The 23,965-nt window shown below is 63.6% G+C and carries 20 protein-coding genes; 11 read left to right on the top strand and 9 right to left on the bottom strand.

All coding sequences use genetic code 11. The features are described 5' to 3' along the window. Positions 1-20: 20 nt before the first annotated feature. Complete coding sequence (gene yegQ / locus ACN9MY_RS05760; protein ID WP_426321084.1) at positions 21-1,316, top strand: tRNA 5-hydroxyuridine modification protein YegQ; 1,296 nt, start codon at positions 21-23, stop codon at positions 1,314-1,316. On the opposite strand, the gene ACN9MY_RS05755 is transcribed toward yegQ, so the two are convergent. Both ACN9MY_RS05755 and ACN9MY_RS05750 read right to left on the bottom strand, forming a co-directional pair. After that, positions 1,317-3,242: a PQQ-binding-like beta-propeller repeat protein gene (locus ACN9MY_RS05755; RefSeq protein WP_426321082.1), complete on the bottom strand. Its 1,926-nt coding sequence runs from the start codon at positions 3,240-3,242 to the stop codon at positions 1,317-1,319. Between the two features lie 105 nt (positions 3,243-3,347). Continuing rightward, the gene (locus ACN9MY_RS05750; protein ID WP_426321080.1) at positions 3,348-5,372 is read right to left on the bottom strand and encodes a M13 family metallopeptidase; all 2,025 of its coding nucleotides are present in this window, start codon (positions 5,370-5,372) and stop codon (positions 3,348-3,350) included. 178 nt (positions 5,373-5,550) lie between these two features. On the opposite strand from ACN9MY_RS05750, the gene ACN9MY_RS05745 reads away from it, so the two are divergent. From ACN9MY_RS05745 to ACN9MY_RS05735, 3 genes are all read left to right on the top strand, one after another. Beyond that, the gene (locus ACN9MY_RS05745) at positions 5,551-7,203 is read left to right on the top strand and encodes a M28 family metallopeptidase (RefSeq protein ID WP_426336963.1); all 1,653 of its coding nucleotides are present in this window, start codon (positions 5,551-5,553) and stop codon (positions 7,201-7,203) included. A gap of 104 nt (positions 7,204-7,307) precedes the next feature. Beyond that, the gene (locus ACN9MY_RS05740; protein WP_426336962.1) at positions 7,308-8,915 is read left to right on the top strand and encodes a methyl-accepting chemotaxis protein; all 1,608 of its coding nucleotides are present in this window, start codon (positions 7,308-7,310) and stop codon (positions 8,913-8,915) included. Between the two features lie 207 nt (positions 8,916-9,122). Beyond that, positions 9,123-9,491: a VOC family protein gene (locus ACN9MY_RS05735; RefSeq protein ID WP_426336961.1), complete on the top strand. Its 369-nt coding sequence runs from the start codon at positions 9,123-9,125 to the stop codon at positions 9,489-9,491. A gap of 33 nt (positions 9,492-9,524) precedes the next feature. Here the strand turns inward: ACN9MY_RS05735 and ACN9MY_RS05730 are convergent, their stop codons facing one another. The 6 genes from ACN9MY_RS05730 to ACN9MY_RS05705 all read right to left on the bottom strand — a co-directional run bounded on the left by ACN9MY_RS05730 (position 9,525) and on the right by ACN9MY_RS05705 (position 15,643). Beyond that, complete coding sequence (locus tag ACN9MY_RS05730; protein WP_426321072.1) at positions 9,525-10,136, bottom strand: DUF1579 domain-containing protein; 612 nt, start codon at positions 10,134-10,136, stop codon at positions 9,525-9,527. A 62-nt stretch (positions 10,137-10,198) separates the two neighbouring features. After that, positions 10,199-10,378, bottom strand: a complete 180-nt coding sequence (locus ACN9MY_RS05725; protein ID WP_426168355.1) for a hypothetical protein — start codon at positions 10,376-10,378, stop codon at positions 10,199-10,201. 89 nt (positions 10,379-10,467) lie between these two features. Then, on the bottom strand, positions 10,468-11,199 hold the full coding sequence (locus ACN9MY_RS05720; protein WP_426336960.1) for a MerR family transcriptional regulator: 732 nt from the start codon (positions 11,197-11,199) through the stop codon (positions 10,468-10,470). 45 nt (positions 11,200-11,244) lie between these two features. Next, on the bottom strand, positions 11,245-12,081 hold the full coding sequence (locus ACN9MY_RS05715; RefSeq protein WP_426168349.1) for a GNAT family N-acetyltransferase: 837 nt from the start codon (positions 12,079-12,081) through the stop codon (positions 11,245-11,247). Position 12,082: 1 nt separating this feature from the next. Continuing rightward, positions 12,083-13,006, bottom strand: coding sequence for a histone methylation protein DOT1-like protein (locus tag ACN9MY_RS05710; RefSeq protein WP_426336959.1), 924 nt, complete (start codon positions 13,004-13,006; stop codon positions 12,083-12,085). An 84-nt stretch (positions 13,007-13,090) separates the two neighbouring features. Continuing rightward, entirely contained in the window at positions 13,091-15,643 is a 2,553-nt protein-coding gene (locus ACN9MY_RS05705) for a TonB-dependent receptor plug domain-containing protein (protein WP_426321067.1), read from the bottom strand. A gap of 163 nt (positions 15,644-15,806) precedes the next feature. On the opposite strand from ACN9MY_RS05705, the gene ACN9MY_RS05700 reads away from it, so the two are divergent. Genes ACN9MY_RS05700 through ACN9MY_RS05670 form a run of 7 tightly spaced genes read left to right on the top strand, consistent with a single transcriptional unit; the run spans position 15,807 to position 23,484 of the window. Beyond that, on the top strand, positions 15,807-16,592 hold the full coding sequence (locus tag ACN9MY_RS05700; RefSeq protein ID WP_426321065.1) for a substrate-binding periplasmic protein: 786 nt from the start codon (positions 15,807-15,809) through the stop codon (positions 16,590-16,592). Positions 16,593-16,630: 38 nt separating this feature from the next. Beyond that, positions 16,631-17,323 (top strand): RDD family protein, encoded by a 693-nt coding sequence (locus tag ACN9MY_RS05695; protein WP_426321063.1) that lies wholly within the window; start codon positions 16,631-16,633, stop codon positions 17,321-17,323. Continuing rightward, positions 17,320-18,279, top strand: coding sequence for a stage II sporulation protein M (locus ACN9MY_RS05690; protein WP_426321061.1), 960 nt, complete (start codon positions 17,320-17,322; stop codon positions 18,277-18,279). Before ACN9MY_RS05695 ends, ACN9MY_RS05690 begins: the two co-directional genes overlap by 4 nt. Then, positions 18,266-19,861, top strand: a complete 1,596-nt coding sequence (locus tag ACN9MY_RS05685; protein WP_426336958.1) for a hypothetical protein — start codon at positions 18,266-18,268, stop codon at positions 19,859-19,861. The genes ACN9MY_RS05690 and ACN9MY_RS05685 overlap by 14 nt, the downstream gene beginning before the upstream one ends. Beyond that, positions 19,858-21,186, top strand: a complete 1,329-nt coding sequence (locus ACN9MY_RS05680; protein ID WP_426336957.1) for a DUF4350 domain-containing protein — start codon at positions 19,858-19,860, stop codon at positions 21,184-21,186. Before ACN9MY_RS05685 ends, ACN9MY_RS05680 begins: the two co-directional genes overlap by 4 nt. Beyond that, positions 21,176-22,180 (top strand): AAA family ATPase, encoded by a 1,005-nt coding sequence (locus ACN9MY_RS05675; RefSeq protein ID WP_426336956.1) that lies wholly within the window; start codon positions 21,176-21,178, stop codon positions 22,178-22,180. Before ACN9MY_RS05680 ends, ACN9MY_RS05675 begins: the two co-directional genes overlap by 11 nt. Continuing rightward, positions 22,180-23,484, top strand: coding sequence for a DUF58 domain-containing protein (locus tag ACN9MY_RS05670; protein WP_426321053.1), 1,305 nt, complete (start codon positions 22,180-22,182; stop codon positions 23,482-23,484). The genes ACN9MY_RS05675 and ACN9MY_RS05670 overlap by 1 nt, the downstream gene beginning before the upstream one ends. Here the strand turns inward: ACN9MY_RS05670 and ACN9MY_RS05665 are convergent. Next, positions 23,462-23,962 (bottom strand): DUF805 domain-containing protein, encoded by a 501-nt coding sequence (locus tag ACN9MY_RS05665; RefSeq protein ID WP_426336955.1) that lies wholly within the window; start codon positions 23,960-23,962, stop codon positions 23,462-23,464. The two genes, ACN9MY_RS05670 and ACN9MY_RS05665, sit on opposite strands and share 23 nt — an antisense overlap. Positions 23,963-23,965: the final 3 nt, after the last annotated feature.

The following is a 23,965-nucleotide window of genomic DNA, read 5'->3' as shown; positions in this document are numbered from 1 at the left end:
GCTGGCGGATTTTGCCTGCCATGCTGACCGCCCCCGAACTCCTCCTGCCCGCCGGCTCCCTGGCGAAAATGAATGCCGCATTCGACTACGGCGCCGACGCCGTGTATGCGGGCCAGCCGCGCTACAGCCTGCGCGTGCGGAACAACGACTTCTCCACCCTGCAGGCGCTGCAGGAAGGCATCGACGGCGCCCATGCGCGCGGCAAGCAGTTCTTCGTCGCCAGCAATATCTTCGCCCACAACGCCAAGCTCAAGACCTACCTGCGCGATATGGCGCCCGTCATCGCCATGAAACCCGACGCATTGATCATGGCCGACCCTGGCCTGATCATGATGGTGCGCGAAGAATGGCCGGACATGACGGTCCACCTGTCGGTGCAGGCCAATGCCGTCAACTGGGCCGACGTCAAGTTCTGGCAACGCATGGGGCTGACGCGCGTGATCCTGTCGCGCGAGCTGTCGCTCGACGAGATCGAGGAGATCCGCCAGCGCTGTCCCGACATGGAACTGGAAGTCTTCGTGCATGGCGCGCTGTGCATGGCCTACTCCGGCCGCTGCCTGCTGTCAGGCTACTTCAACCACCGCGATGCCAACCAGGGCACCTGCACCAATGCCTGCCGCTGGGACTACAAGGTGGGCGAAGGCTGCCAGGACGCGATCGGCGACATCTCGGTGCTGCACCAGCAGCCGCGCCACCCGCTGGCCAACCAGACCTACCTGCTGGAAGAAGCCGGGCGCCCGGGCCAACTGATGCCGATCTTCGAAGATGAACACGGCACCTACATCATGAACTCGAAAGACCTGCGCGCGGTGGAGCACGTCGAGCGCCTGGTGAAGATCGGCGTCACCTCGCTCAAGGTGGAAGGCCGCACCAAGTCGGCCTATTACGCAGCGCGCACGGCGCAGGTATATCGCCAGGCCATTGACGACGCGGTGGCCGGACGCCCGTTCGACGAAAGCCTGCTCGGCCAGCTGCAGGGCCTGGCCAATCGCGGCTACACGGATGGTTTCTACCAGCGCCACCACACGCAGGAGCACCAGAACTACATGCGCGGTGCCTCGGAGACCGACCGCAGCCAGTATGTGGGGGATGTGCTGGGAATCGACGGCGGCTGGGCCCGCGTCGATGTGAAGAACCATTTCGCGGTGGGCGACCGCATTGAAGTCATGCACCCGCGCGGCAACCGCGATATCACCATCGCCCGCATGCTGGCGGACGATGGCAGCGAGATCACGATCGCGCCCGGCAGCGGCCACATCGTGCGCATCCAGCTCGAAGAAGGGCTGGATGGCGCACTGCTGTCGCGCTATCTTTGATTACTGCAGGTTGATCGCCGATACAGAGCGGTTGTCTTCCATAATGTAAAGCACGCCGTTGCTGGAGATCGAAAGATTGCCGCCGCGCGGGTAGCTCCACACTACTTTATGGGTCGCGAGGTCAACCGCTACCGTCCTCAGCCTGCCGCTGACGAAAGCCAGGTTGCGTACTACGACTACGCTCCGGAAGTTATCCTGCCCCAGGCTTTCTGAAGTCCACTGCAGCTTGCCGTCAGACAATGAGCGTGCTTCCAGCACAGTGCTCATGCCGGCTACGGAATACACCATGCTGTTACCCACAGCCATATCGACGACATTGCTGTTCGCCACCGACCAGGCGACTGTGCGCAAGGTAAGGTCATAAGCGCTGATGACCGAACCGTAGGTCAAGGCCAGGTTGCCGGACAACGTAACACTCTGTCCGCCCAAGGTATTGGCGTCGGGACCGGACACCGCCCACTTCAGATTGCCATTACTGGTATCGAGCACGCGAAGTTTCCCGTCCAGGAAGACATAAACATTTTCAAGGTCTACAGCCGGCGTAGGGCTCGAACGCATCACGCTTGGCATGGGAGAGGACCAACGCTTGCTCAAGAGCGAGGATGAGAATGCTGTCATGCTGCGGTCATAGTCATAACCATCCATCGAAAACACGTCGGTGCCAGCTACAGTCGGTGCGCGGGAACCCGTATTCGAGCCAAATGCGGTTTTGGAGACCAGGTTGCCGTTCTGCTGGTCAAATACCCAAAGGTTGCTCTGCACATCGACAGTGACCACGAACACAAACCCATTGCCGACAGCCGGCGAGTTGGCGCGATTGACTTTGCCCAGGCTGCTGCGCCACAAGATACTTCCGTCGGCTTCGCTGATGGCAAGCAGTTCAAATTCGCTGTCGAAGCTCTTGCCAAGAGTCATGAACACCTTGCCATTATCGGTGGCGACACTATTCGTGGATTCAGTCACAGCGCTGGCCGGTAAGCTGAAACGCCGCGAGAACTTAGTCGCGTCAAACGTTGCGTCAATGAATCCGCTGTGCGAAGCGTTGCCCTGGAAGCTAGACCAGGCGCCAACACCCGGCACACGCAAAAGCGTGGTCAGGTTGCTTGCATTCTTGACCGTCAATTTCAGAGGGATTATCCAGGGAGAACCAGGTATCGGCAGGCGGCAGGTTGCCGGATCGTCGCGGCACAAGCGAACTTCCACATTGCTGTTGTATTCACCCGGCTGCAAGGTGGCAGCTGATTTCAGCGTTGCATTGAAGCCTTGCGCGCTTTGCGTATAGCTGACATTACTCAAGCCACCCTTCTCGTACACGCCAACCAGGAATTGCGTACCCAGCAGGTCGCCCGTGAATGTGCCATCCAGGTTCAGTTGAACCTGTTCGCCAGCATAGGTTACTGCCTGCAGTGATTGCGCCGACAGTGCAAGACGCTTAGCCGCCTCCGTCGTCGACTTCACGTTGACTTTCAGCGGTACTTTCCATGGCGATCCAGGCAGCGGCTTGCTGCAGGTCAGCGGCGCATCTTCGCACAAGCGGACTTCAAGATTGACCTGGGTGAGACCTGCGGGAAGCTTGGGTGAGGTGCTCAGGCTAGCTTGATAGGTCATCTCGTTCAGGGCCGATATCTGTACGTCGGTAGTAATCGTGCCCGATGTGTCGACGATGGCGACGTTGAACGGTTTGGTAAACGTGCGGCTGGAAGTCGCAGTGATCTTGAACGGAATCGACTCTCCTTCGTAGCCCGATACCTGGACCGGATTTGGCGTGAAGGAGAGCCAATTGCCGTCCGGGTTCGTGACAGTTCCGCCGGAGCTACCGCTTGAGTTACCGCTCGAGCTTGCGCCCGGACTACCGCCACCGCCGCCACAAGCAGCCAAGGCCAGCGCCATCAGCAGGGGCGCGGTAGCCCGAATGATTGGATGCATAACAAAACCCTCAGGAAAAAGGGCTTATGGTATGGCAATAAACATTTTCAAATTCTCACAGTTTCTTTCTTTCCAACCAAAATACAACACCCGGGCGCAAATAAATCACCAGAAGATCACGCGCTGTTCGGGAGGCAGGTACATCTTGTCGCCTTCCTTCACGCCGAAGGCATCGTAGAAGCCCGGGTGGTTTTTCAGGCTGCCGTTCACGCGGAATTCGGATGGCGAGTGCGGGTCGGATTTCACCTGCTGGATCAGGAACGCTTCGCGGCCCTTGCCGCGGCGTGCCTGCGCCATGCCCATGAAGATGCGCTGTTCGGCGGTATAGCCGTCGATCACCGGGCCAGGCTGGCCTTTCATGTAGATCCTGTAGGCGCGCGTGGCCATGATCAGGCCTGCGTTGTCGGCAATGTTCTCGCCCAAGGTCAGCTCGCCGTTTACGCGATAGCCCGGCACCGGGCTGTAGCCGTTGTACTGCGCCACCAGCATCTTGCCGCGCGCGGCGAACTGTTCGCCGTCTTCCCTGGTCCACCAGTTGCGCAGGTTGCCGTCGCCGTCGTACTGCGAACCCTTGTCGTCGAAGGCGTGGCTGATTTCGTGACCGATGGAGATGCCGACTGCTCCGTAATTGACCGCCGGCTCCGCCTTGGCGTCGTATAGCGGATACTGCAGGCGCGCCGCCGGGAAGACCACTTCGTTCAGCGACGGGCTGTAATAGGCGTTGACGGTTTGCGGGGTCATGCTCCATGCCGAGCGGTCCACCGGCTTGCCCAGTTTGTCGATGCTGAAGTTGTGCGCGAATTCGCGCGAGCGCAGCACGTTGCCCGCCAGGTCGTCGCGCGCCACTTTCAGGCTGGAGTAATCGCGCCATTTGTCCGGATAGCCAATCTTGACGTTGATCCTGGCCAACTTGGCCTGCGCCTGCAGTTTGGTCTCAGGGCTCATCCAGTCGAGCGTGTCGATACCTTCACGGAAAGCGGCGATGAAGTTCTGCGCCATCTCGGCCACCTGCTGCTTGCGTTCAGCGGGGAAGTACTCCTTCACGTACGCCTTGCCCACCATTTCGCCCAGCGCGCGATTCACCTCCGCGATCGCGCGTTTTTGCAGCGAACGGTTTTCCCTGGTGCCAGCCAGCACCGCGCCGCGGAAGGCGAAGTCCTCGTCGACCAAAGGCTGCGACAGGTACGGCGCGAAAGAGCTGATCATGTGGAACTCGAAGTAGGCCTTCCACACCGGCAGCGGCGTCGCTTCGATCAGCTTGTCCAGCGCGGACAGGTAGCTTGGCTGGCTGACGATCACGGAATCGATCTTGCCTGCCACGCCAACGCCCTTCAGGTAGGCGTCCCAGTCGAAGCCCGGCATCAGCGCTTTCAGTTCTGCCAGCGACAGCTTGTTGTAGGTCTTCACCGGATCGCGGTTGTCCACGGCAGTCCAGTGGGCACGGGCGATCCCGGTTTCCAGCGCCACGATCTGCGCCGCTTCCTGCGCCGCTTGCGCATGGCCGGCCAGCGCCAGCATTTTCTCCACGTGCAGCTGGTACCTGGTGCGGATCTCGCTCAGGCGCGCATCCTTATCGGACAAGAAGTAGTCGCGGTTCGGCAAGCCCAGGCCGGCCTGGCGGATGCCAAGCACATAGCGCGTCGAGTCCCTGGCATCCTGGCGCACGCTCATGTCGAGCGGGCCGCCAGCGTCGATGCGGTTCAGGTGCGCCACCAGGGCAGCAATGCCCTGCTTGCCGGACAGGGCGGCAATGCGCGCCTGCTCCGCCCTCAGCGGCTTCAGGCCCAGGGCGTTGCGGCGCGCTTCATCCATGAAGCTGGCGTAGTAATCGCCGATCTTTTGCGCATCGGAACCTGCCTTGCGCGACTTGTCGCGTTCCGCGCTTTCGATGATGGATTTCACTTGGCCTTCCACGTTTTCCTGCGCCACATTGAACGCTCCCCAGCTCGAACGATCGGCCGGGATCTCGACGCCGCTCAGCCACTTGCCCTGTGAATAGCGGAAAAAATCGTCCTGCGCGCGAACCTGCTGGTCGATGCCTGCAGCGTCGATGCCTGAACCCAGGTCCGCCGCAAAGGCGTGCGAACATGCCAGGCCAAAAATCAGGCCGCCGAGAATTGTGCGTTTCATGTGATGACTCCGGTGAAAAAAATGCTTACGGCAGTATGCCGCAGCCAGCTCTGCGCGTGGCCGCCGCAGCCCAGCGAGCAACACTAAGTTACATACGGGCCAGGCAATTGACCTGCAGCCCTGCAAGACCGATACTTGCCGGGTTTTAGATCCATTCACCCCAACCAGGAGGTAACCAGTGAAACATTCCATGCTGGCCACCGTGCTGCTGGCTGCAGCCGCAGCGCAAGCGCAGGACGTGCCGAAGATCGATCCGCAGCGCTTGTCGCAGGACGTTAAAACTTTGGCATCCGATGAATTCGAAGGCCGCGGCCCCAACACCGCCGGCGAAGTAAAGACCGTCGAATACATCGCCAAGCAATTCGAAGCAGCCGGACTGAAGCCCGGCGGCGACCTGGTGAAAGGCAAGCGCAGCTGGTACCAGGAAGTGCCGCTGGGGCGCTTCGAGATCAAGGGTCCGGTAGTACTGAACGCGCACGCCGGCAAGGACAGCATCCCGTTCGCGCAAGGCGAACAGCTGGCGGTGCGCGCCGCGATGAATGGCGCCAAGCGGGTCGACTTCGACAAGGCGCCGCTGGTCTTCGTCGGCTACGGCGTGACCGCGCCTGAGCGCAAGTGGAGCGACTTCAAGGGCGTCAACCTGAAGGGCAAGCTGGCGGTGGTGCTGATCAACGATCCGGACTTCGAAACCGGCGAAGGCGATTTCGGCGGCAAGGCCATGACCTACTACGGCCGCTGGACCTACAAGTACGAGGAGATGGCACGCCAGGGCGCCATTGGCACGCTGATCGTGCACGAAACCGCACCGGCCTCCTACGGCTGGGCGACGGTGAAGAACTCCAATACCAACGTGATGTACGACATCGTGCGCAAGGAACCAGGCAAATCGCACGCGCCGATGGAAGCATGGATCCAGCGCGACGTGGCGGCCGACCTGTTCAAGCGCGCCGGCCTTGATTTCGACGCGCTCAAGAAGCAGGCGCAAACGCGCGAGTTCAAGCCGGTGGAGCTGAAAGGCGTTAGCCTGTCGGCCCACTACGCGGTCGACGCGCAAGTGATCAAGTCGAAAAACGTGATTGCAATGCGCGAAGGCACGACGGCGCCAGACGAAACCGTGATCTACAGCGGCCACTGGGACCACCTCGGCGTTGGCCTGCCTGACGCCAAGGGCGACAAGATCTACAACGGCGCCATCGACAACGGCACCGGCATCGCCGCCCTGCTGGAACTGGGGCGCGCCTACGGCAAGGCGCCAGCGCCCAAGCGCAGCGTGGTGTTCCTGGCGGTGACGGCTGAAGAAAAAGGCTTGCTCGGCTCCGAGTACTATGCAGCCAATCCGGTCTATCCGCTGGCCACCACCGTCGGCATGATCAATATGGATGCACTGAGCCCGTACGGCCCGGCGCGCAACTTCACGATTTCCGGCAGCGCCAAGCTGGACTTGCTGGATATGCTGGTCAGCAGGTTCAAGGCGATCAACGTGAGCTACACGCCTGACCCGCACACCGAAGCCGGCTACTTCTTCCGCTCCGACCACTTCCCGATGGCCAAGCGCGGCGTGCCTGCGTTCTCGCTCGATTCCGGCGAGGATTGGGAACAAGGCGGCGTCGCTGCCGGCAAGGCAGCGCAGGAAGCTTACACCAACAACAACTACCACCAGCCTTCGGACGAGTGGGATGCCAAGTGGCCCTTCACCGGCATGGCGCGCGACCTGGGTGTCCTGTACGGCCTTGGCCGCGACCTGGCCGAATCGAAGGACTGGCCGAACTGGTCGAGCGACTCCGAATTCCGCACGGTACGCGACCAAAGCGCAGCAAAACGATCTAAATAAAAAGGCAAACTCAAGTCAAGGCTCTCCACGGAGGGCCTTTTCTTTTTCTGCGAGGCGTGCCATGCTGGCTTCACAAAAAGGATCGTTTTAGCTGGAGACAAACCATGAACTTCACGCAGTCGATGAGCATTGCCAAGAAACTCGCAGTGCTGAATGCCGGCGCCATCCTCGGCATCATCATCCTTACAGCCATCTTCCTCATTTCCGAGCGCACCCTCATCCTGGAGGAAAGAACCAGCAATGTGCGACAGGCTGTCGAAACGGCCTACGGCGTGCTCGACTATTACCAGAAGCAGGAAGCCAGCGGCGCCCTGCCGCGCGCGGAAGCGCAGAAGAAGGCAATGGACGCGATCAAGGTGTTGCGATACGGCAACAACGAATACTTCTGGCTGAACGACATGCAGCCAAAGATGATCATGCACCCGATCAAACCTGAGCTCGACAACAAAGACCTCAGCAGCAACAAGGACCCGACCGGCAAATTCCTGTTTGTCGAATTCGTCAACATGGTCAAGAAGGCAGGCGCCGGACCGGTCGATTACATGTGGCCGAAGCCAGGCAGCGACAAGCCGGTGCAGAAGGTATCCTACGTCAAGGGCTTCGAGCCCTGGGGCTGGATCCTCGGCTCCGGCGTGTACGTCGACACCGTCGACGCCACCGTGCGCGGACGCGCCGTCACCTTCGCCGCGGGCGCCGTGGTACTGGCTGCCGTGCTGCTCGGCATCGGCGTGTTCATCGCACGCGGCATGCTGCGCCAGCTGGGCGGCGAACCCGATTACGCTTCCTCGATCGCCCGCAGCATCGCCGGCGGCGACCTGACCGTGCCGATCGACGTCAAGCGCGATGACCACAGCAGCATGGTCAACGCGCTGAAGGGCATGCGCGACGACCTGGCGCGCATCGTCAGCTCGGTGCGCAACGCAACCGATACCATTGCCACCGCTTCAAGCGAGATCGCCGCCGGCAACAGCGACCTCTCGGCCCGCACCGAAAGCCAGGCCAGCTCGCTGGAAGAAACCGCGGCGTCGATGGAAGAACTGACGTCCACCGTGCGCCAGAATGCGGACAATGCGCGTACCGCCAACGAGCTGGCGGCCAATGCCTCGGAAGTGGCGCAGAAAGGCGGCGCCGTGGTGTCGCAAGTGGTCGAGACCATGGCCTCGATCGACAGCTCTTCGCGCAAGATCGTCGACATCATCAGCGTGATCGATGGCATCGCGTTCCAGACCAATATCCTGGCGCTGAATGCGGCGGTGGAAGCGGCGCGTGCCGGTGAACAGGGCCGCGGCTTCGCGGTCGTGGCATCGGAAGTGCGCAACCTGGCGCAGCGCAGTGCAGCGGCGGCCAAGGAGATCAAGGACCTGATCGGCGCCTCTGTTGAAACGGTCGGCGTCGGCAATTCCCTGGTGGCGCAGGCCGGCAGCACCATGCAGGAAGTGGTGGAAAGCGTGCACCGTGTGCGCCAGGTCATCAACGAGATCAGCACCGCTTCCAACGAACAGAGCGCGGGCATCGCCCAGGTCAACGAAGCGATTTCGCAAATGGATGCAGTTACGCAGCAGAACGCCGCACTGGTCGAACAGGCTGCCGCCGCTGCAGCCAGCATGCAGCAGCAATCGGCAGCACTGCTGCAGGCCGTTGGCGTGTTCCGCGTCGATGCCGAACCGTCCGCCGTACCCGGGCGGCGCACGCCGCGCCTTGGCCGCAGCTGATATCGTGCTATGATCCCGCCTGTCGAAAAAGGCAGGACCGGTTCAAGGTAAGCCCAGTCCCTCTCCTCTCCGGAGAGCTCTGCTCCATGTGCAGTCTTGCATGAGAACCCACGACGATCCCGGCGCACGTGCGTCTCGGGCTCGTCTGGGCGTGGCCGATCGATCTTCGCTGGCACTCCCGTTGGGCCCACCAACCATGGAGTTCACATGCAATTGAATCATCTCGACCTGTCCGTGCCCGACGTGGCTGCGGCTTCCGCTTTCCTGTCCCGCCATTTCGGCTTTACCTTGCTGCAAACCAAAGGCAACCATGGCATGGCCGTGCTGGCCGGCGACGGCGGCGTGGTACTCGTGCTGACCCGCCACGCTGAGCCCAGCTATCCCAAGACTTTCCACATCGGCTTCCTCGTCGGCGATGCAGCCGCCGTCAGCGCCAAGCATGCGGAGCTGGAGGCCGCGGACGTGAACGGGCTGTCACCGTTGCAGGAGATGCGCGGCGGCCCGGGCTTCTATTGCCGCACTGATTGGGGAATCTTGCTGGAGGTTGCGCACCGCGCGCCACTGCGCGTGGCGTAGCGCCGGTGCGCCGGCCCCTCGCGGGGCCTTTCCTTACTTGATGCGGGTATAGCTCATCTCCATCCACTTCATGTCCTTGCCGTTCGGCCCCGGCCCCCACATTTCCAGCTTGTGGTTGTCGTTGTCGGTGATGGCCACGCTCATCGTGTAAGGCACCTCCTTGCCGCTCATGGGATCGGACATCATGCCCTTGTACTTGATGGTATTGCCGTTCATGCTGCCATGCGACAGGGTCATGCCGGTGCTGCCGGAATCGATCCAGCTGCCGAAATACTTCTTCGTCACGTTGTCATAGCCCTGGATGCCCATTCCGTCGAAAGGCTGACCCATGAACTTGCCTTGGTAGTTTTCCTGCAGGTAGCGGTTACCCATGATCCACTTGCGTTCTGTGGAGCCTTCAGTTTCCTCCGGAGGTTTGGATGGGTCCATCCACATTTTCGACTTGACCGTGAACTTGCCGGCCAATGCATCGAGCTTCTTGTGTGCTTCGCCAGGCATGGCGGCTTTATTCATCGCCTCCATTGCCGCCTTGTCGTCAGGCGGCGCAGCGGCCTTTTTCTTTTCCGGTGCAGCGCTGAGGGCGGCGCCGGCCAGGGTGAATCCTGCAACAACAACCAGGTACTGCGCGACACGACGGAGCTTCATGGCTTCCTCCTTATCCAGCAGGGTTGTGGAAGGGCCATTCTCCGCGCCGCCGCGCCGCCCTGTCAACCGCGCCGCTCCGTTTCGCGCAACTTGCGTCGCAAACGCAGGTTATCCGCCACAGACGACACCAATGCAAGCGTCATCAACGCGACTACCGCGTCTGCATCCAGGTAGTGCCAAAATGCCCACGCGCCAAACGCGCAGGCAATGGCTGATATCAAAAGCAAGAGCTGATCTTTCATCACCGAATCCCCGCAGCCGGTAGCGTCGCACAAAAGCGAGAGTAGCGCCGCACCAGGCGGCGCGTTTTGCGCTTGGGCAAGCGTTGTGCTCAGGCGGCGTAGATGCTCACGGCTTCGACCATGAAAGGTGCGAGGTCGGGGTGGATCTTGTCGAAGTTGACGCGGAAGCGTGGGTCGTCGCGATACGTGGCGGCGAGGCTCGGCAGGTGTTCGCGCTCGGCGGGCCAGAAGTGGCGCATGTGTTCGTGCCAGCGCGCCGCCAGGGCCTGCACTGCACCGCTGCCGGCGCCTTGCGGCATGGCGACCGCCAGCTCGGCGTAGATGGCGTTGCCTTCATCGATCAGGGCTTGTTGCTTGCCGTCGCCGTAGCCCTGCCATTGGCGGGCCGAATCCTGCACGACTTCCTTGCCGAATTTCTGTTCCGCTTCCAACTGGTGCTTGTCGTGCTTGTCACGCAGGCCGTCGAAGAGCTGTACTGGTTTCATGCTGTGTTTTCCTTTCAGGTGGAGGATGGTCTTGTCCACCGTGGAAATCAGCCCTTGCAATTCCTGCAGCCGGGCAGCCAGTGCCTGCTTGTGGCTTTGCAGCGCCGCCAGGACGTCGAAGCCAGGTTGCGACATGATGTCGCAGATGGCGGCCAGCGGCACGTCCATCTCCCGGTAGAACAGGACTTGCTGCAGCCGCAGCAGGTCTGCTTCGTTGTAATAGCGGTAGCCGTTGTCGCCAATGCGCGAAGGCTTGAGCAGGCCGATGCTGTCGTAGTAGCGCAGCGTGCGGCCGGTGACGCCGGTGATGTCGGAGAGCTGTTTTACGGTGAACATGCAGCCATCCTCAAGGTTGACGCGACGTCATGGTCAAGCACTTTTTCATCCCAGTTCGAAAGTTGTTATGCCGTACTGCTGCGCCAGCGGCAAGCCAGGGTCTTCGCCAGTGTACATGCGCGCCGTTTCAAAGCAGGCATGCATGCCGTGCCGCTCCGCCAGCGCCACGGCTGCGGCATTCGGCTCGGGCACGTCGAGGAATACCGGTTCCCCGGCCGGCACGCGGCCACGCAGCGCCTGCATCAATTCCTCGGCCACTTCCGGCGACGCTGCGCACAGCGGGCCGATCTTGAAGCCCGCGCGGCACGGCCGCAGCACGGCATAGCCAAGCAGCGCGCCGCCAGTTTCACGCACGCCGAACGCCACGCTGCCTTCCTGCTGCAACCAGCAGCGCATGAATTGCTCACGGTCGGCGGGAAAGAAGACGCGATCATACGCCAGCACATCGCGCATATCGTGCGGTCCCAGCGGCAGCACGCGATCGGCAGCGGGAACGTCGCTGCCCCGGCCTTCATAGCGCACATTGCGGTGCGCCAGCCTGAAACCGGAACGCGCGTAGTTGGCCTGCTGGGCCGGCACGCCGTCCAGTCCCACGTTGCGCCCTTCGAGTCGCGCCATGCCGGCGCGCCAAAGCGCCATGCCATGGCCCTTGCCACGAAACTCCGGCCGCACGATATAGCCGCCGATAAAACCAAATCCGGCGCCGTAGCGCACCGCGAAGATGCTGGCCACCGGCTCGCCATCGATCTTGCCGAGAAGGAAGCCGTCCGGGTCGGCGGCATAAAAGCTGCCTGCATCCTGCAGTCCGGGATTCCATCCCTCAGATGCGGCCCAATCGAGCACCATTTCCAGCTCGGGCAGGGTCATCGCACGAATATCCATATCAGGCTCCATCCTCCGCATCGTAAGCCGCAAACGCGGCCCGCACTGCATATTCCCATGCAGCGCTATCCTGTTCGTACAGGAAGTTGGCCGCCGCCGGCGTCGCCGCTTCCAGCGCGCTACGCCGTCGATACAGGAACACCGTCGTCCAAGCCACGCTGGGCGGCGCGAATTGCTTCACCAGTTCGAAGGCCGGGTGCGGCATCGGAAACGTGACCGTCGTTACCAGGGCCCCTTCCGGCAACTCCCGCGCCAGCTTGCCGGCGAGCCGGTCCATCATTGGCGCGAAACAGGTGCTGTAGATATAGACCATGCTCGCGTCCGAGACATCGGCTTCAAACATGTCCTGGTGCAGCAGCCGCACGCGGGCCGCAACCCTGGCCGCCGCCGCGGGATCTTCCGCCACGCCGGCCGCCAGCATCTGCGCCAGCCGCACCTGCGCCATGTCATTGCGGTAGCCAAGCAGCTCGACGCCCGTGCAGCGCATGCCGGGCAAGGCCAGCGCCGCACTCAGGACGACCTTGCCAAGGCCGCTGCCAAGGTCGATGAAATGGCCGTGCAGGGGCAGCCAGGGTGCCACCGCTTCGAAATAGTTGTCGAGTTCCTGCTGCGTGAATTCGCCGTAAATCAGGCGGCCATCGTCGACCAGCCATTGCGCCAGATCCGCGTCGGAGATCTCGGCCAGCCCGTGCGAAGGCGCTCGCTCCGGCAGCATGCCGTGCTGCTGGATGCCTGCCGGTACGCAGCCTGCAATCAGGCGCCGATGCGGCTTCAGGCGCGCGATCAGGGTGTCGCGCAGCTCCTTCTTGCGGAACGCTTCGCGCACCGCCAGGCCGTTTTCGACGTAACGGGCAAGCACAGCGTCGTCAATAACGGGCCTTACGTGCTGCGCGCCGCTTGTGATTGCCCGCCGCATCGAAAGCATGGTTTCCCCCTCACCGTTGATTATCCACTTTACAATAAAAAAACCGCCCCAGGGGGGCGGTTTTCGCAGCAAGCGGATTGCGGCTTAGAAGCGGTAGTTCAGCGATGCGGCATAGGTGCGGCCAAGCTGGCTGAAATGCGAACCGTCGTAGGTCACCATGTCGTAGCGGCCGTTGAAGGTGATCAGGTTGCGCTGGATGGCCTTGGCGTTCGGGTCGTCGATGATCTTCTGGCCTTCGGCGTTCAGGGCCTTGAACTCCCACTCAGGGGTGGTGTTGAACACGTTGTTGACGTTGAACGACACGGTCACGTTCGGCATCAGGTTGTAGTTGAGGGCGAAGTCGGTGACGTTCTTGGTCTTGAACTTCGTTTCCAGGTTGCTGTCCAGGCCAGCCTGGCGGAAACGGGTCGGGCCGAACACGGTATTGTTGACCGACAGGTTCAGCTTCTTGTAGTCCCAGTCGGCGCCGAGGATGGTCTTGAACTTCGGACGCGAAGTGAACATCAGCGCTTCCTGGGTCGCATCGAGCACGGACTGCCCGGCGTTCGCCACAATCGTAGGATTCTTGACCGCGCCGTCACGCTCGTTCTTGTGCGTGTAGTTGCCGGACAGGTTCAGGGTCAGCTTGCCGTCCGCCAGCGGGATATTCTTGCGCGACAGCACGTAATCCAGACCCTCGGTCCGGGTCTTCACTGCGTTGACGAAGAAGCTGACGGAAACGATGCCATTTGCCGCCAGGATCTGGTCCAGCTGCTGGGAAGGATCGCCGGTCGGCACGATTTCCTTGCCCAGCACGATGCGGTCCTTCACCTTGATGTTGTAGTAGTCCAGGGTGGCGCTGGTGTTTTCATCCGGTTTCAGACCCAGGCCCAGCGTGATGTTGTCGGACTTCTCCGCCTTCAGCTTAGGCACGCCCAGCGCAGCGGCTTGCGCCGACACGTTGTTCACCAGGCCAGACACCTGGATGCCGCCGCCAGGCACGAAGGAGTACTGCGCCTTCTGCGTGTAGATCTGAGCCAGCGACGGCGCGCGGAAGCCCTTCGAGGCCGATGCGCGCAGCGTCACCCAATCGTTTGCCTTGTAGCGGGTAGACAGCTTCCACACGAACGCGGAACCGAAGTCGGTATATTTTTCCCAGCGGCCGGTACCATCAACCAGCAGGTCCTTGCTGATGTCCCAGGTCGATCCGGCATACACGCCGTAGTTGGAGCGCGACGATGGGAAAGAGTTGTCCGGATGGTTGCCCGCGAAGGAGTCCGCCCCGCTGCCCTGCCACGATGCGCGTTCGCCCGCCTTCACCTCGAACTTCTCGTGGCGCAGTTCAGTACCGGCGTAGAAGTTGACGGTATCGGTCAGCTGCCGGGAGATGTCGCCGTTGAACACGTAGTGCTGGAACTCCACGCCGCCAGCATAGAAGTGGGTCGGCGAGTGCTCGGTGCTGGTACCCGCCAGGACGGCGTCTTCCATGCTGCGGTTGACGGAGTGGTCGACGTCGTACTTCTGCTTGTTGCCGCCGTAGGTCAGGCTGAAGTCTGCATTCCAGCCGGCCAAGTCCATCTTCACGCCGCCGGTGGCATTGTAGTCGTCCAGCGTGCCGTCGAAGGTTGGCTGATAGCCCTCGTACGGGGTTCCTGCAGGGTGCAACAAGCCGTAATCGGTCGGACGCCAGTAAGGAGTACGGTAGTTCGCGAAGGAGTTGATCTTCTTGTTCACATACGCCGCGTTGGCGTAGATCGCGACGCCTTCGCCGATATCGTAGCGGGTATTGAACAGGCCCTTGTAGGCCTTGGTCTTCGGCGAGCCGTTGATGTTGCGGGCGTCAGGATATTTCGACAGGAAGGCCTGCACTTCCGACAGCGGCGCGCCGAAGTCGCTCGATTCGCCGGCTGCGCTTACCGCGCCGGAGCGGCTGGACAGGTTCACGCGCGACGCATCGATGGTGTAGTTGAAGAAGCCGCGGTCGCCGCCCAGCGCGAAGCCCTGGTTGACACTCAGGCCTCCCATGCCGCCATCGTGTTCGTGGGTGATGCCGGCACGCGCCGTGACGGAGCCACCTTCGGCATTGTCCTTCAGGATGATGTTGACCACGCCGGCGATCGCGTCGGAGCCGTATTGTGCCGAGGCGCCGTCGCGCAGCACTTCGATGCGCTTGATCGCATCGGCAGGGATGGCCGAAATATCGGAGCCGGATTCGCCGCGGCCTGGCGAGGTCTGGGTGTAGACCAGCGAGCTCATATTCTTGCGCTTGCCGTTGATCAGGATCAGCACGCGGCTCGGGCCCATGTTACGGATTTCGTACGGGTCCAGCAGCGAGGTCGCGTCATTGACCGGGGTCTGTACGGTATTGAAGGAAGGGACGCGGAACTGCATCGACTTGTCGAGGGTGACTTGGCCGGTCTTGGTCAGTTCGCGCGAGCTCAGCACGTCAACCGGGACCGGGGTATCCACCATGGTGCGCTGCGAGCCGCGGCTACCGGTCGAAACAATGACCACCTTCTGGATCTCGTCGGTGGTGCTGTCGGCAGCCTGCTGCGCCTGGATAGGGGCAGCATCCTGTGCTTGTGCGTAGGCTTGGCCCAGCAGCACAAACGGGCTGGCGGACAACATTAATGCTGCAATCGGAAAATGTTTATTCATGTATTTCTCTCTTCCATACAGATTTAAAAAAACTAGGGAAGAATTTATATGCAACATTTTCATCCGTCTATTATTTCCCGTTTTACATGCACAAATACAACATGTATGGATCTTTTTTATGAAGTCGCCTGGAACATAAAAATGCCGTGATAATCTTTATGGCATGAGCTACAAAAGCCTCTGCGTGCTGCTGGCGCTGCTGACCGGCATGGCTGCCCATGCCGCGAAAGGCCCGCCGCTGCGCCTTTGCTACGAAGATGTCGACCAGAGGCCATGGAGCACGCCCGCTGGAAAAGGCCTGAATTTTGAATTATTGAAGCGAGTTGAATTACTCCTGAATGAACAGTTTATTTATTCACCGAAACCTTGGAAGCGTTGCCTAAATGAATTAAAACTTGGCCAGGTGGATGCAGTAGTCGGTGCAGCGGATGCAATTGACCGCCGCGCATGGTCGCGCATTCCCCAATTGCCCGACGGGCGCGAAGATCCTGGCCGGGCCTTGTTTGAGGACGCCGCCCTGGTCTTCCTGCGCGTGGGCGGCAAAGGCAGCTGGGACGGCCACGAATTGCTGGCGCCCGGCAAGGTCGTGATCGTGCAGACCGGCTACCTGGTCGGGCAGCAGTTGCGTGAACGCGGCTATATTCCCCATGACACCGTGAAGTCGGCTGCCGACGCCCTGCGCATGCTGACCACGGGCAGCTTCGACGTCGCCATCCTGCAGGGACTGGAAGCGAGCAAGCTGGTGCACGAAGATCCCCGCTTCAAGGGGAAGGTCCAGCAGGCCGAGTTGCCCTATTCCACTGTCAACCTGTACCTGATGGTGGGACGCGGCGCCTACCAGCGCGATCCGCAACGGATCGAGGCCATCTGGCAAGCCATCGGCAGCGTGCGCCAGGCACGCGATTACCGGCAAATCGAAGAGGCGGCAGGCATAAAACATTTCCATTAATATTTCCAAGGAGGAAATTTTATGGTTAAATAAATGGCATGAATTCCCTTCTCGACGGACGCCTGTCCTTGACCACCCCCGAAGGCGTGCGTTTGCTGCTTGTTCCTGCCGGTCCGGTGGCACGCGGCTACGCATGGGCCATCGACTTCGTTGCCTGGGGCATGGGGGCAAGCTTCCTCATCTCGATCCTGGGCGCGGTCATCCCTTCCGAAAAACTGTTAAACGGCGTGACGGCGATCGTGTTCTTCCTTGCCTACTGGGCCTACCCGGTGTTGTGCGAGGTATACGCCGGCGGCCGCACACTGGGCAAGCACATCGTCGGCCTGCAGGTGCTGCGCGCCAACGGCCTGCCGGTGCGCTGGCGCGAGTCGGTGCTGCGCAACCTGCTGATGGTGGCCGACTTCCTGCCGCTGCTGTACGCCGCCGGCCTGCTGGCCATGCTGTGCGACCGCCATTTCCGCCGCCTGGGCGACATCGTGGCCGGTACCCAGGTGGTGTACCGCGACAAGCCGCCCAAGCGCGTTGCAGTGCCCGATGCGGCACCGCTGCCGCTGCCCTTTCCGCTGACGCCGGAGCAGCAGCGTGCGCTGGCCGACCTGTTTGCCCGCGAAAGCCGGCTGCCGCACGCGCGCATGCTGGAACTGGCCGATATCGCTGAGCCGCTGACCGGCCGCGAGGGCGACGCTTCGCTGGAACGCTTGCGCGGCATGGCCGCAGGATTGGTCCGATGAAGCAAGCGCAGTTTGAGGCAACTTACGGTCCCCTGTGGAGCGAGATCGATACCCTGCTGGCCAAGCGCGCCAAAGGCCGCGAAGCCCTGCCCGAACAATATCGCCGCCTGTGCCAATGCCTGGCCCTGGCTGGCCAGCGCGGCTACTCGCCGCAGCTGGTGTCCTACCTGCACGGACTGGTGGCGCGCTGCCACCACGCCCTGTACGGGGTGGCGGCCGAACGCCCGACCGTGCTGCTGCAATGGCTGCGCGCCGACCTGCCGCGCCGCGTACGCGCCGAATGGAGGCTGCTGCTGCTGGTGCTGTTTTGCCTGCTCGGGCCGGCCATCGCCATCGGCGCGCTGGTATGGCACGACTCGCACAACGCCTTCATGTTCGCCTCGCCGGACGAACTGACGCGCATGCACCAGATGTACGCCCCCTCCAGCATGAAGACTGGCCGCGGCGGCAGCGAAGGCGACCTGCAGATGTTCGGCCACTACATCTGGAACAATGTCTCGATCGGCTTCCGTACTTTCGCCAGCGGCATCTTCGGCGGCGTGCCCGCCTTGCTGAGCGTCCTGTTCAACGGCATGAAAATGGGGGTGGTGGCCGCCTGGCTCAGCCTCGATCCGGCCACCCGGAGTAATTTCTGGTCCTTCGTGGTGACCCACTCCAGCTTTGAACTGACAGGCCTGGTGCTGTCCGGCGTGGCCGGCGCCCGCCTTGGCATGGCGCTGGTCAAGCCGGGCCGCCTGAGCCGCCGCCGCGCCCTGCAGGAAGCCAGCGTCCAGATGTATCCGGTGGTGGCCGGCGCCGCCCTGCTCACCGTGCTGGCAGCCTTCTTCGAGGCCTTCTGGTCGGCCAGCGCCTTTGCCCCGGCCGTCAAATACAGCGTCGGCGCAGTGTGCTGGGCCCTGGTTTTCCTGTTCTTCGGTTTCGCCGGCCGCGAGAAAGGCGTGCATGCAACTCGATAAGCTGCGCCTTGATTTGCGCCCGCGCAGCAATGCGCAAGGCCTGGACCTTGGTTTCGCCCTGCTGCATGCCGGCGGCGCCGACGTATGGCGCGCCTGGCTGGCCCTGTGGCTGCCGCTGTCGGCGCTGGCCGTGCTGATCAGCTGGTACTACCCTGACCTGGCCCTGGGCTGGCTGCTGCCATGGTGGCTGCGTCCCCTGCTGGAACGTGCGCCGCTGCATGTGCTGGCACGCCAGGTCTTCGGCGAACAGACCAGCTGGCGCGATGCCCTGCGCGCCTGGCCGCGCGAGCTGGGCGGCGGCTGGTTCCGCATGCTGACCTGGTGGCGCCCCTTCATGGCCGGGCGCGGCCTGCACCAGCCGGTATGGGTGCTGGAACGCGCCCGCGGCAAGGTCGCCACCGCGCGCCGCGCCACCATTGCCCGCAACGGCACCGGCGGCGCCGCCCTGATGTTCGGCAGCACCTGCGCCACCTTCGAATTCGTGCTGATGATGGGCGTGCTGGCCCTGATCGGCCTGTTCATGCCGGGCGAGTCGCCCAATCCCTTCGCCCTGTTCGGCTTGACCGACCAGGGCTCCCTGCAGGCGGTGCTGGGCACGGCGGCATGGTGCCTGGCCTGTGCCATCATCGGCCCGGTCTACACAGCCTGCACCTTTACCCTGTACCTGAACCGCCGCGCCACGCTGGAAGCCTGGGATATCGAAATCGTGCTGCGCCAGCTGCGTCCTCCGGCACGGCCGGCCGCGGCGCGCCACGTCGCCGGCGTGCTGATGGCAGCCCCGCTGCTGGCCATGGCCTTGCTCGGCATGCCGCCGCCGGTGCAGGCAGCCGCGCCGGCCGCCAGCGCGCCGCCCGTGGTTCCCGTGGTTCCCGCATGCGAGCCGCCCGACGGCCTCAGGAAACAGGACAGCGGCCGCGGGCCCGACCTGTCGCCGCAACAAGCCGCAGTGCGCCGCCAGCTCGACGAGGTTTTCGCGCACGAAGACCTGCGCGGCTACCGCTGCGGCGAACAATGGGAGCTGCGCGTTCCGCCGGAAAAGGAACAGGTAAAGCCGAAGGCCCCGCCGCTGGTGCCGCGCTGGCTGGCCGCCATCCTGGCCGGCGTGTTCAAGTTTGCCCTGATCGCCGGTGCGATTGCCCTGGTGTCCTGGCTGCTGTGGCGCTATGCCGCACCGCTGCGCTTCAGCCTTGCGGCAGCGCCCGAGCCCAGGCTGGCCACGGAGGTGGGCGGCCTCGATATCCGAGAAGAGAGCCTGCCGGCCGATGTGGCCGGCGCCGTGCGCGCCTTGTGGCAGCAAGGCCAGCAGCGTGCCGCGCTGGCGCTGCTGTACCGCGCCACGCTGTCTCGCCTGGTCAGCCGCCAGTCGCTCAAGCTGCACCACGGCGCGACGGAAGGCGAATGCCTGGCGCAGGCGCGCAGCGCCAACGCCGCCGGCACGCTCGATAGCGCCAGCCTGACACTGGCCGACCAGGCCACCACGCTTTGGCTGAACGCGGCCTATGGCGCGCGCTGGCCGGCCGCTGAAACGGTGGCGGCGCTGTGCTCACGCTGGCAAGCACACTTCGACCGCGAGGCAGCATGAAGCGGAGCTATTCGATCATCATCGCCATCGTTGCCGTGCTGCTGGCCGGCGCCGGCTACGAGTTATGGCACTTGTACTTCCACAAGGTGTGGCGCGGCCAGCACCACATTTCCGAAGCGCAGGCAAAGAACCCGATGCTGGCGGCCACGCGGCTGCTGGAAGCGCGCGGCCACAAGGTGCGCGTGGAGCCCGTGCTCAGCTACCAGTTGCTGAACCAGTTGCCGGACGGCGTCATGCTGCTGTCGCGCTATGCACGCCCGCCGGACGAACGCCAGGCCAGGCTGCTGCTGGACTGGGTCCGCCGCGGCAACACCCTGATCATGACCCCCGACTGGGTTGACGACACCGACGCCGACGAGGCCGGTCCGGATGGCGCCCCCGATCAGTCGACCGACCCATTGGGCAAGCACTTTGGCGTGGCAATGTCGGGCCGCACCCGCATGGACGACACTTGCCGCATCGATCCGCTGGAGGCCAGCCGCCGCGAGAAGCGCGCTGCCGCCAAGGCCGGGCAACAAGGCGCCGAGGACGAGGAAGACGAGGAAAGCGAGACAGGCGAAGAAGAAACGGCGGCCGCGAAAGAGCCCGCCGGCCCGCCGCGCCTGGTGTGCCTCAACGCGCCGGGCGCCGCCAACACCATCGAGCTGGCGCGCCCTTCCGATACCCTGCAACGCATCGAAGGCAAGGGCCCGAAACCGCTGTGGGGCGACACCTACGAGCTGGCCGTGCTGGTGTACGGCGAAGGTCGCGGCAAAGTCGCCATGGTGGCGGTCGATGCCGCCGACAGCTATTTCGACAACGACGCGCTGCGCCAGTTCGACCACGGCGAGCTGCTGCTGTTGCTGGCCGGGCAGAGCGGGCCCAATGCCCAGGTGATGCTGGTGCAGCACAACGAGCCGGTCGGCTGGGCGGCTTGGCTGTGGCAGCACGCCCGCCTGGTCGTGCTGGGCCTGGCCGCCCTGCTGCTGCTGTGGACCTGGAGCGCCTCGCGCCGCTTCGGCCCCATGCTGCCGGAAGCAGCCACTGCGCGCCGCGCCCTGATCGAGCATATCGAAGCCAGCGGCCGCTGGCTGTGGCGCCTGCCGCAAGGGCGCGCCCTGCTGCTGCAGGCCGTGCGCAAGGGGACCGAGAAGCAGCTGCTGCGGCGCCTGCCGGAACTGCACGCCCTCGGTCCGGCCGAACGCGCGCGCCGCCTGGCGCGCCTGGCCAAGCTGCCGGAAGCGCAAGTGAGCGATGCTTTGCTTGGCGCCCCGGCCAGCCGCGCCGCCGACTTCACACGACAAATTTCAATACTCCAACAATTGCGAGCCCATCATGAGCGATAGCATGTCCGCCTCCACCAACAACGCCATTCCGGCCGACCGCCTGGCACAGGCGATCGACATCGTGCAACGCCTGCGCGAGGAAATCGGCCGCGCCATCGTCGGCCAGCAAACGGTGGTCGAACAGGTGCTGGCCTGCTGCCTGGCCGGCGGCCACGTGCTGCTGGAAGGCGTGCCGGGCCTGGGCAAGACCTTGCTGGTCAAGGCCCTGGCCAAGACCTTTGCCGGCGAATTCTCGCGCATCCAGTTCACGCCCGACCTGATGCCGGCCGACGTGATGGGCCATGCCGTCTTCGACCAGCGCCAGCAGACCTTCAGCATCCGCAAAGGTCCGGTCTTCACCCACCTGCTGCTGGCCGACGAAATCAACCGCGCGCCGGCCAAGACCCAGTCCGCTCTGCTGGAAGCCATGCAGGAGCGCCAGGTCACCATCGAAGGCGAAGCGCACACGCTGGAAGCGCCCTTCATGGTGCTGGCCACCCAGAACCCGCTGGAAAGCGAAGGCACCTACCCGCTGCCGGAAGCCCAGCTTGACCGCTTCCTGATCAAGGCGCGCATCGCCTACCCAGGTGAGCAGGAAGAAACCGCGATGCTGCTGGCGGTGACCCAGGACCGCGTCGGCGACGCGCTTGAAGTGGCACAGGTGCGCACCCTGATCAAGCCGGAGATCCTGGTCGCACTGCAGCAGCTGGTGGCCCGCATCCGCGTCGACGAGGCAGTCGCCAACTACGCCGTGCGCATGGTGCGCGCAACGCGCCAGTGGCCCGGCGTGGCAGTCGGCGCCGGCCCGCGCGGCAGCATTGCCCTGGTCCGCCTGGCGCGCGCCATGGCCCTGATGGCGGGCCGCGATTACGCCACCCCTGACGACATCAAGCAGGCCAGCCTGCCGGTGCTGCGCCACCGCATCGCGCTGTCTCCGGAAAGCGAGCTCGATGGCCTGGGCGCCGACGACGTGCTGGCTGCGCTGATCGATTCCGTCGCCGCGCCGCGCAACTGATGAAGCCAACCCGCCGTATGTTCCTGGCCCTGATGGGCCTGACCGCGCTCGGCGTGCCGGCCAGCGTCTGGCCGCTGCTGCAGGCGCCATGGCAAGTGCTCGGCGGCGCCCTGCTGCTGGCCGCCGGCGCCGATGCCTTGCAGGCACGGCGTCGGCCTGCCCTGCGCGCGGAACGCAGCATGGCCGGTGTCCTCCCGGTCGGCGCCTGGCACGAAGTGCGCCTGACCCTGCACAACGAGGGCAAGGCCGCGCTGCAGCTTGAGGTGTTTGACGATTACCCAGCAGCTTGGGAACTGGAAGGAATGCCGCATGCGACACGCCTGGCGCCCGGTACGTTTTCCACACTCACCTACCGCGTGCGCCCGCTGGACCGCGGCGACGGCAATTTCGGCACGCCATGGCTGCGCGTGGCCGGACCGCTGGGCCTGTGGCAGGCCACACACCGCATCGGGCCGCAGCAGACCACCAAGGTATTTCCCGACGTGGCGCGCCTGCTGGGCCAGGCCCTGCGCGCCACCGACCGCCAGGCGCCGACCGCCGGCTCGCTGGTCAAGCGCCAACGCGGCGAAGGCACCGACTTCCGCCAACTGCGCGAATACCGGCGCGGCGACAGCCTGCGCTCGATCGACTGGAAAGCCACCGCGCGCCACCGCAAGCCGATCAGCCGCGAATACCAGCTCGAACGCGACCAGCAGGTAGTATTCCTGCTCGATACCGGCCGCCGCATGCTGGCGCGCGACGACGACACCAGCCACTTCGACCACGCACTGTATGCCGTGCTGACCCTGGCTTTCGTGGCGGGCAAGCAGGGCGACGCGGTGGGGCTGATGAGTTTTGGCGTCGACCATCGCTGGCTGGCGCCGGCCAAGGGCCGCATTGGCCTGGACCGCATGCTGGCCGGGGTCTACGACCTGCAGCCAGGCGAAGCCGCGCCCGATTACCTGCGCGCCGCCAACGACTTGCTGAACCGCCTGAACCGGCGCGCCTTCGTGGTGCTGGTGACCAATGTGCGCGATGAAGACGACGTGGCGCTGCGCCAGGCGGTCGACCTGCTGTCCTCGCGCCACCTGGTGCTGTGCGCCAGCCTGCGCGAGCGCGCGCTGGACGCCGCCAGCGTGGCGCCGGTGCAGGATTTCGACGACGCCCTGCGGCTGGCGGCCAGCGAGCATTACCTGCAGCAGCGCCAGGAAGCGATCCGCCGCCTCGGCCTGCGCTCAGGCCACCTGGTCGACGTCGCGCCGGAGCAACTGGCCGGCGCCCTGCTGAACCGCTACCTCGATATCAAAGAAAGCGGAGCGCTGTAAAGGCCAGCGGCAAGGCGCAACCGAGCGCCACGCCAAGCTTCACGCCCAGATCGGCCGGCGCCGGCACCGCGCCGAAACGGTTGGCCTCCGGTGTACCGGGTGCGATGAGCAGGTAGATCAGGAAGATGATCTGCAAGAATGGGAACAGCAGCAACAGCGCCCACCAGCTGCTGACATCGAAATCGTGCAGCCGCCGACGGGTCGCCAGCACGATCGCCAGCAGGAAAACCAGTGGGACTGAAAAACTCAAGGCATCGTGGAGCCCGGATTGCAGGGGAATGTATTGTTGCACCCACGCTGTGCCGAAGGCCGTGCCTAATGCGAGGGCGTACAAGAGCGCAACCGGAGCGCCCAGCATGCAGTACGCCACAAAACGCCAGCGCCCGATGCGGCTATTCCAGGAAAACAGCCGCGCCTCGCCGACAGGGGCAAACGGCAGCTCCAGCCCTGCCTGGGGCGCGGCGTAAGGGTTATGCATGCA

The organism is Pseudoduganella sp. R-31 (genome assembly GCF_049913235.1).
In the GTDB taxonomy this organism is placed as follows: Bacteria; Pseudomonadota; Gammaproteobacteria; order Burkholderiales; family Burkholderiaceae_D; genus Rugamonas.
This window is presented reverse-complemented; position numbering and strand designations above follow the sequence as displayed.